Here is an 8,634-nt window from a genome sequence, read left to right as displayed (position 1 = left end):
ACTTTCAGCGCCGTCTGCCAGACCCGCGCATGGCGTCATGCCGACCTGTATTCGAAAATTGAATACTCGCCGTATTTTCCGGCGTGGTCGCAACTCAACCTTGGATCTGAGAGCCGCATTTTCGACGTGGTGCAAAGCTCCTGATGTTTCGACGTGAACCCGTTCGGCTTCAGCAGCGTGGCCGGTTCGTCATGGCCGGTCACGGGGTTTTTCATGGGCGTCAATTCGAGTTCATAAAGGCCGTGAATCCTCACGCGGCTGCGAACACCGTCAAATTTCGCTTCAACCTTTGCGTAGCGCACGCCGAGAAAATTGCTGGTGAGGCTCATGAAGATGCTGAACGGCACCGCGTCGGGCGTTTTCACCACGAGTTTTTCGATCGCCTGACGCTGTTGCGCGGTCGCGCGGTCATCCACGCCGAGGACCGACGTTATGTTGCCTTCGTGCACGGCGCCGGGCGCGTGACCAAACCAGCCAAACGTCAATCCAGCCAGCGAAACGCCGTCGCATTGGCCCTCCTGCACGTGCCACACGTAACCGCCGTCGCAGAAGCCGTTCGTTGGCCGGGCCTCGAAGTTGCACGGACAACCCCAATCGCAATTGCAGGCACCCAGCAGGATGCCCTTGAGATGATAGGATAGTTTGTCGGTCATATCTTGCCCTTCCATTTTCTGACATCGGTTTCTGCGGCCCGAGCATGTGCAAAACTCTGCATGGTTATGGCGGGATGCCCTTCAACGGATCCGTCGCCAAACTGCCCGCGCCCGGAATTCCCCGCTCAATGCTTCACTTCGGCATGGCAGTGATTCCTTTCTGGTCGGCGTCAAGGTGGTCCGTTTTGTCCCCTCAAATCCGGCTCTCGCGCTGCTCGCCGTTACCCGGACGCACGGGCTGGTTCCGATGAGTTCTCGCTGGCAAAGGATTCATCTGCGCGCCGGACAGCCCGTCGCTCCACGGCCTGCCGCGGGCTTCAATTCGAGTATCTGACTTTGGTGACAAACCCGGCCTTGTTCGGCCACGAAAACTTCATGCCCTCCACGTCCACGCGGCATTCCTCGGCGGCAACAGCCTCGGCTTCCTTGAAAATAAATCCCGTCGCGTGCTCGACGCGGACGGATTCCGGTTCGCCCGTGACCGGATTTTTGATGGGCGCGGTGGCGGCGGACATGAAGGAGCCGACCCTCACGCTGCTGGTGCGGCCGTTGAAGTTGAAAGTAAACGGCACGTAACGGGGCTCCATGATTTTGGAGAAGGTGGTGACGATGATTTCAAAGGGCATCCCGCCGGCCTGGCCGCTGGCAATCTGCAGCAGGGCCTCGCGTTGCTGCGGGTTGGCGCGCTCGTCAAAAAAAAGACACACGGTTCCGTTGCCTTCATGGATGGCCCTGGGCCAGTGGGCGGCAAACCCCAGCGCGAGGCCGTCCAGTTTTGTGGTCCCGTAATTTCCCTTGTTGATCCGCCACGCTCCCACGCCTTCGCAGAATCCTCTCGTCGGCGGCGCGGAAAACTCGCAGGGACATCCAAAATCACAGTTGCAGGCCTGTAGAAAATCCGCATCAACCGCCCATTTAACCTTCGCTTCGTTACTCATATTTCGCTCCTCAATACTGAACGATTTGATAATGCCGGTCGCGCAAACCAGTTGTCATCTGCTCGGAACAGAAGCTAGCAAACGCGCCGCGCCTTGACAACAGGATAGCGCGACGCCGGCCTGGGGAGGCGCAAGCACGTCCGCGTTAAAAAGCCGCAGCGCGTTTCGAACTTCGCTTTTCGATCGAACGGAATTGCGCAAGCCGATGAATTGCGGATAATTCATCCATGCCGCAGCCCATCAGAGTTACTTCCCGGGTCCGCCTGCGTGATTTCGATCCCAATTTCTGCGGTGGACTGGAAAAAGAAGAGACGAAGAAAAAGACCGCCAAACTCTGTCAGCGGATCGGCGAATTGCAGCACTTGCTCTACGCCAACGCGACCCACGCCGTCATCATTCTGCTTCAGGGCATGGACGGGAGCGGCAAGGACAGCACCGGCGCCAGCGTGCTCGAGTTCGTCACACCGGCCGGCGTGCAAACCACGAATTTCAAAGCGCCCTCTGCCGAGGAACAGGCCCACGACTTTCTCTGGCGCGTTCACAAGGCGGTGCCGCGCTACGGCTACATCGGTCTGTTCAACCGTTCGCATTATGAGGACGTTCTGATCGTACGCGTGCTCGGTTTGCAGCTGAAGAAGATCTGGCGCGCCCGCTACGAACAGATCAACGCCTTCGAGAAACTGCTCGCTGACAACCGCGTCATGCTTCTGAAGTTCTTTCTGCACATCAGCAAAGAGGAGCAGGCCGAACGGTTGCGCGAACGGCTCAACAATCGTAAAAAGCACTGGAAATTCGAAGTCGCCGATTTGCAGATGCGCAAACGCTGGGGCGAGTTTCAAAGGGCGTACGAAGACGCCATCAACCGGTGCAGCACGAAACACACGCCTTGGCACATCGTTCCCGCCAATCACAAATGGTTTCGCGATTACGTCGTCGCGAAGACCGTCGCGGAAGCGCTCGATCAATTGAGGTTGAAGTGGCCCAAGGCGAAGGAGGATTTGTCGGGAGTCAGGATCAGGTGATCTTTCTGGGCGCTGCGAAGGACGAAGGAGCTTGCAGGTCGCAGATCGCCGCCCCAACATCCCGGATTCTGCATGTTAACCATCAGTGGATTAACCAAGTCGTTTGGTGGACGAACCCTGTTCGCCGACGTGACGTTGCAAGTGAACCGCCAGGACCGCATCGGCCTCGTCGGGCCGAACGGCGCTGGCAAGACCACGCTCTTCTCCCTCATTCTGCGAAACGAATCGCCGGATGACGGCGAGATCACGTTCGAACGCAACGCCACCGTCGGCTACCTGCCCCAGGAAACCGCGCCCGTCGCCGACGAAACCGTCATCGAACTGGCCACCGCGATTTCGCCGGAGTTCGTCCGGCTGCGCCGGCAGGTGCTCGCGTGGGACGCGGGGCATCCGGGCGAGGCGGATTTCCACGACAACGCACACGACCGCTTCAACGAGCTGGGCGGCTATCAACTCGATGCCCGGGCGAAGAAAATTCTCGCCGGACTCAGCTTCCGCGATTCGGATCACGATCGTCCCGCCCGTGAAATGAGCGGCGGCTGGGTGATGCGCGCGCACCTCGCCCGCCTGCTTGTCCAGGAACCGGACCTGCTGATGCTCGACGAGCCGACAAACCATCTCGACCTCGAAGCGCTCCTTTGGTTTCAAGGTTATCTGAAGGGTTATCCCGGCGCGATCCTGATGATCTCGCACGACCGCGAGTTTTTGAACCAGCTCGTCGGCGGCATCGTTGAGATCCGCCAGGGAAAACTGTTGCGCTATCGCGGCAACTATGACGATTACCTGACCCAGCGCGAGGCGAACGAAGTGCAATTGCTCGCGGCCTACAAGAATCAGCAACGCGAAATTGACCGGCTCATGGACTTCGTGGTGCGTTTTCGCGCCAAGAACACCAAGGCAACGCAGGCCCAGGCCAAGCTCAAGCAGATCGAGCGGATGGAGAAGGTCGAAGCGCCAGTCAGCGATGAAAAACAAATCAGCTTTTCATTTCCACAACCGCAGCGGAGCGGGTTGAAGGTGATCACGCTGGAAAACGTTGACCATGCTTACGGCAACAATGTGGTGTACCGCGGACTGAATTTTCAGGCTGAGCGCGGCCAGCGCACCGTGCTGGTCGGGCCGAACGGCGCGGGGAAATCCACGCTGCTCAAACTGCTCGCCGGCGTGCTGCCGGTGCAATCCGGCGAGCGTAAGCTTGGGCACAACACCAAGGCGGGCTATTACTCGCAGAACCGCATCGACATGCTGCGCGCGGACCTGACCGTGCTCGATGAGGCGCTCGACACGCCCCAGCGCGTCACCGAACAGTTCGTCCGCACCGTGCTCGGCTGTTTTTTGTTTCGGGGCGACGACGTTTTCAAAAAGGTCAACGTCTTGAGCGGCGGCGAGAAAAGCCGGCTTGCGCTGGTGAAACTCCTGCTCGACCCGCCCAATCTCATCCTGATGGACGAGCCAACCACGCATCTCGACATTCCAAGCATTGACGCACTGGCCGCCGCTTTGGATCAATACCAGGGCACGCTCATCTTCATCAGTCACGATGTCTATTTCATCCGCGCGCTGGCCAACCACGTCGTGCGTGTCAGCGGCGGGCAACTGGCACATTTTGGAGGCGGCTACCAGTATTACCTCGACAAAACGGCGGCAACATCCGAACGCGCGGCCTTGACCGATGCCGGCGGCGCTGCGCCGGGACGAATGACTTCCGCGCCGGCCCGGGAACAAGGCCGTGATGGGACGCGGCTTTCCTCGGATCGCAAGGAGCAGAAACGGCTCGAAGCAGAGCAACGCCAGATGCGCTCGCGCGAACGCAAGGCTCAACAACAGATTGTGCATCGGCTGGAAAAAGAAATCGCGGAACTGGAGGCGCGCCAAGTCGAACTGACCGCCGAATTGGAAAAGCCGGAGACGTACGAAAAATCCGGCGCGGCGGTTCAAATCAATCGTGAACTGACCGACGTGATGGAAAAGCTGGAGCAACTAACAACCGATTGGGACCAAGCCGCGTCAAAGCTCGCGGAAGCGGACGCGCGCTGATGAAGCTTCGGTGCAGTTTTCTCGCGCCCCATCCAGCTTCAGCAGTTTTTCCGATTGACGAGTATTGGGGGAGCAGCACAGTTTTGATTGTTGGATTCAGGAAATGAACCTGAGTGAAAAACTCCACGTCAGGCGGTTATTACCCGATAACATGGAATGCTTCCACTTAAACAGTAAGTTGGACCGCTCAGACACTCGACAACTGTGAGACTCTTCGCACTCGTGTTTAGCTCACGTTCTAGGAGGATCGGAGGCGTTCTTGCCATCATTCTTCTCCTTGCCGGTTGCGCCTACCCCAACCAGTTTCGGAACGCAGACCGTCACTCTCCGCACGCACTTCTCGTTGGAAAGTCCTCGGTCCTGCTCGTGGACTGGATCAACACACAGAAAACCACCTTCTGGCGCTGCCAAGAGCGTTACCGTATCCCACCGGGCCCCACGTCCATCAAAGTCCTTACTGGCTTCTGGGACCGACTCAGCTATCTGCCCATTGAGTTCACCGCGCGCGCCGGATGTCGCTATACACTGCGGCACACGAACACCAAAGATGTCGATAAGGTTTTCGTGTGGGAGATTTGCCCAGACTCTGCTGGTGACAGACTCGTGGCTGAGATGTCCAACCCGTAGGGACACAGAACAACGGCCGCGCCGCTGACATCATGACAGACATTACCAATCCTCAGCTTATCAAACTCAAGGGCGTTTTGTTTCTGCTCATTGGCATCCTCGCCTCGGCGTTGCTTGTCCTTGAGCAGCCGTCACTGAAGATAGTGGTCCTGCTGGCCATTGCCGTCTGGTGTTTTTGCCGGTTCTATTATTTCGCGTTCTACGTCATCGAACATTACGTGGACGGCAACTATCGGTTCTCGGGGCTGTGGTCGTTCTTTCGTTACCTGATGCAAAGGCGAAGCGGCACGAAACCGACTGCATCCGCCAGAGAAAGTGGAAAAACAGATGACGGACCGACCTCAACATTCACCGCGACCGAACTGGGCCGGGACAGCTACGAGATCGACGCCGCGATTTCGCGTGTGGATTGGGCGCGGATCCACGGGTGGTTGACGACCTCGTATTGGACGCCCGGCATTTCGCGGGAGCGGGTGGAACGCGCCGCAAGAAATTCAGCGCTGGTCGTAGGCGCATACACACCGGAAGGACAGGTCGGATTTCTGCGCGTCGTGTCCGACCGGACGCGGTTTGCCTATCTGGCGGATGTCTGGGTGGATGAAGCGCATCGCAGCCGCGGCATTGCGCGGTCCATGGTGCGGTTCGCCCTGCAACACCCCGAATTCGCTTCGGTGAATTGCTGGATGCTGGCGACGGCGGACGCGCAGGGCGTTTACCGCGGGCTGGGTTTTGGCCCGTTGACGCAGCCCGAACGCTGGATGGAATTCCGTCGGGCGACAGAAGGCGAGTTCTCCGGTAAAGCGGGCGTGGAGCAAACCTGACCCGGACCTGATGGCCGGTTGAGATAAAATCTTTGCGTCGCTGCCACGATCTCATACATTGTCATGCGGTACGGGATCAATCGCCTGTGCTCCATGCAAACGAATCCAGTTATTATGAAAACGCCCGTTAAAATCGTACTCATTTGCCTGTTCGCGCTCACCGCGTTCAATGCGCCACTCGCCGCGGACAAAGGGAACAAGAAATCAAAAAAGTCGGATGATGCGCAGACCGCTTCCGGCCGACCCGACGGGAAGATTGACTTCAGCATCACGGTCTCCGAACGGAAGATTATTCAGGACTACTGCAACGGAGCGGAAACAAAGGGGAAGAAGGGTAAAAAGTCGAAGTCGTTGCCACCGGGTCTCGCGAAGAAAGTCGCGCGCGGAGGAAGATTACCGCCAGGTTGGGAGAAAAAAGTCGTCGTCCACGAAATCATGCCGCCCGAGGTCTTCAAGGAATGCCATCCGCTCCCGCAGGAAATCGTGGTGAAACTGCCGGCGCCGCCAGTGGGAGCGATTACGGTGGCCGTCGAGGGGAAGGTGGTGCGGCTCATGGAAGCCACCCGGGAAATTCTCGACGTGTTCGACGTTCTGCCGAGGCCGCCGTTGCCACGACCTTGATTGGATGTCTGGCGACGAAAAAGGCCGCCATTCGACAACCAGGTCGAAAACGTTGCGCGCCGCGCCATCCGAATGGCGTTTTTCCCCTCACCCCGCCTTCTCCCGTGGGGCGAAGGAGGAGCGTTCAACGCTTTGGACTCGGATCGGACCGCTTCGAATACCCGCTATGCGGCGATGGCCGGCAGAATCTTCGGAGCGCCCGAACCTTCGGCAACTGTTCCCTCGCCCAGCGGGAGAGGGTTAGGGTGAGGGAGAATCAGTAGTTCTCCATCGTGCCTCAGGAGTTCATTCCCGCCACCGTCGAACCCGTCAAGTCCTTTGGCAGAGCGGGAAGTTTCCCTGTAAGGCAAATGAAAAAGGCTGCCGTTTGGCAGCCCGTCCTCAAGCCAGGTAAAAGATGTTCTAGCGATGATGGCGGCGTTTCACTTTGAGCTGCGCCAGTGAGTGCATGAGCGCGGCGCTGACCATTGCCGCCTCCTCGTCATCGAGTTTCTCCGCCAATCGCGCTTCGGCGCGTTTCCGGGCCTCCTCGGCCTTGGCCTCGTCGATGTTCTCCGCCTTGATCGCCATGTCGGTCATGACGGCGACACGTTCACCGGTGATTTCAACAAAACCTTCGCCGATCGCGAGGAAGTGGTCCTGGCCACTTTTGCGGGCGACCAGTTCGCCGGCCACCACCTGGGTCATCAACGGCACGTGCATCGGGTAGATGCCCATCTCGCCTTCAACGCCGGGCAGCGTCACCATGTCCACGTCCTCGGAGTAAATCTTCGCCTCCGGCGTGACGATTTCGAGTTTCAGTGTGGCCATCGCAGTTGAAAGTAATTCGAGTTGAGTGTTGAGAGCCGTGGCGCGTCGAGAGTGAGATTTCTATCAACTCTCAACCCCAAACCATCAACTCTCTTTAATCTCGTCGATGCCGCCCTTCATGTAGAAGTTCATTTCGTTGATGTCGTCGTGTTTGCCTTCGAGGATTTCCTTGAAGCCGCGCACGGTTTCGGCCACGGGCACCTGTTTGCCTTCGCGTCCCGTGAACACCTGCGCGACGGAGAACGGCTGGCTCAGGAAGCGCTGGATTTTGCGGGCGCGGAAGACGGTCAGTTTGTCCTCGGGGGAAAGTTCGTCCATGCCGAGAATGGCGATGATGTCCTGCAAATCCTTGTAGCGCTGCAGCACCTTTTGCACGCCGCGCGCGACGTCGTAATGCTCCTGACCGACGATATCGGCGGACAAAGCGCGTGAGTTTGACGCCAGTGGATCAACCGCGGGATAAATACCCAGCTCGGCAATGGAGCGTTCCAACACGATGGTCGCGTCCAGGTGTGCGAAGGTCGTTGCCGGCGCGGGATCCGTAAGGTCGTCGGCGGGCACATAGACAGCCTGGAACGAGGTGATCGAACCTTTCTTGGTCGAGGTGATGCGTTCCTGAAGGTCGCCCATTTCGGCGGCGAGCGTCGGCTGATATCCCACGGCGCTGGGCGTGCGGCCCAGCAACGCGGATACTTCCGAACCCGCCTGCGAGAACCGAAAAATGTTGTCCACGAACAGGAGCACGTCCTGATTTTTTTCGTCGCGGAAGTATTCGGTCACCGCCAGCGCCGAGAGGGCAACGCGGAGACGCGCGCCGGGGGGTTCGTTCATCTGGCCGTACACCAGTCCAATACGGGAACCTGGCTCGATAATTGGCAATCCGTTGTCGCCAATCACCGGATGGCCTTTCGCATCCTTCTTCACCTTGATGACACCGGCTTCGATCATTTCGTTGTAGAGATCGTTGCCTTCGCGCGTGCGCTCGCCCACGCCCGCAAACATCGAAATACCGCCGTGCAGCTTCGCGATGTTGTTGATGAGTTCCATGATGACGACGGTCTTGCCGACCCCGGCGCCGCCGAACGCGCCGACCTTGCCGCCCTTC

Annotated in this window: 8 protein-coding genes; 4 read left to right on the top strand and 4 right to left on the bottom strand. The window is 58.6% G+C overall.

Annotated features, from left to right (window positions below; translation table 11 throughout):
- Positions 1-35: 35 nt before the first annotated feature.
- Positions 36-653, bottom strand: a complete 618-nt coding sequence (locus VN887_14085; protein ID HXT41137.1) for a DUF1326 domain-containing protein — start codon at positions 651-653, stop codon at positions 36-38.
- Between the two features lie 317 nt (positions 654-970).
- Entirely contained in the window at positions 971-1,591 is a 621-nt protein-coding gene (locus tag VN887_14080) for a DUF1326 domain-containing protein (protein ID HXT41136.1), read from the bottom strand.
- A 227-nt stretch (positions 1,592-1,818) separates the two neighbouring features.
- Between VN887_14080 and VN887_14075 the strand changes: the two genes are divergently transcribed.
- The 4 genes from VN887_14075 to VN887_14060 all read left to right on the top strand — a co-directional run bounded on the left by VN887_14075 (position 1,819) and on the right by VN887_14060 (position 6,719).
- The gene (locus VN887_14075) at positions 1,819-2,613 is read left to right on the top strand and encodes a PPK2 family polyphosphate kinase (protein HXT41135.1); all 795 of its coding nucleotides are present in this window, start codon (positions 1,819-1,821) and stop codon (positions 2,611-2,613) included.
- 72 nt (positions 2,614-2,685) lie between these two features.
- Positions 2,686-4,650 (top strand): ABC-F family ATP-binding cassette domain-containing protein, encoded by a 1,965-nt coding sequence (locus tag VN887_14070; protein ID HXT41134.1) that lies wholly within the window; start codon positions 2,686-2,688, stop codon positions 4,648-4,650.
- Between the two features lie 659 nt (positions 4,651-5,309).
- A complete protein-coding gene (locus VN887_14065) occupies positions 5,310-6,098 on the top strand; it encodes a GNAT family N-acetyltransferase (protein HXT41133.1) in 789 nt (262 codons plus the stop codon).
- A gap of 114 nt (positions 6,099-6,212) precedes the next feature.
- Positions 6,213-6,719: a hypothetical protein gene (locus tag VN887_14060; protein HXT41132.1), complete on the top strand. Its 507-nt coding sequence runs from the start codon at positions 6,213-6,215 to the stop codon at positions 6,717-6,719.
- Between the two features lie 402 nt (positions 6,720-7,121).
- Here the strand turns inward: VN887_14060 and VN887_14055 are convergent, their stop codons facing one another.
- Together VN887_14055 and atpD are read right to left on the bottom strand one after the other, a co-directional pair.
- The gene (locus tag VN887_14055; protein HXT41131.1) at positions 7,122-7,529 is read right to left on the bottom strand and encodes a F0F1 ATP synthase subunit epsilon; all 408 of its coding nucleotides are present in this window, start codon (positions 7,527-7,529) and stop codon (positions 7,122-7,124) included.
- A gap of 84 nt (positions 7,530-7,613) precedes the next feature.
- A partial coding sequence (atpD, locus tag VN887_14050) for a F0F1 ATP synthase subunit beta (GenBank protein ID HXT41130.1) occupies positions 7,614-8,634 on the bottom strand: 1,021 nt, incomplete at its 5' end.

It is taken from the genome of Candidatus Angelobacter sp., from assembly GCA_035607015.1.
In the GTDB taxonomy this organism is placed as follows: Bacteria; Verrucomicrobiota; Verrucomicrobiia; order Limisphaerales; family AV2; genus AV2.
Note: the sequence above shows the minus strand (reverse complement) of the source record. Positions and strands in the feature narration are given on the sequence as shown.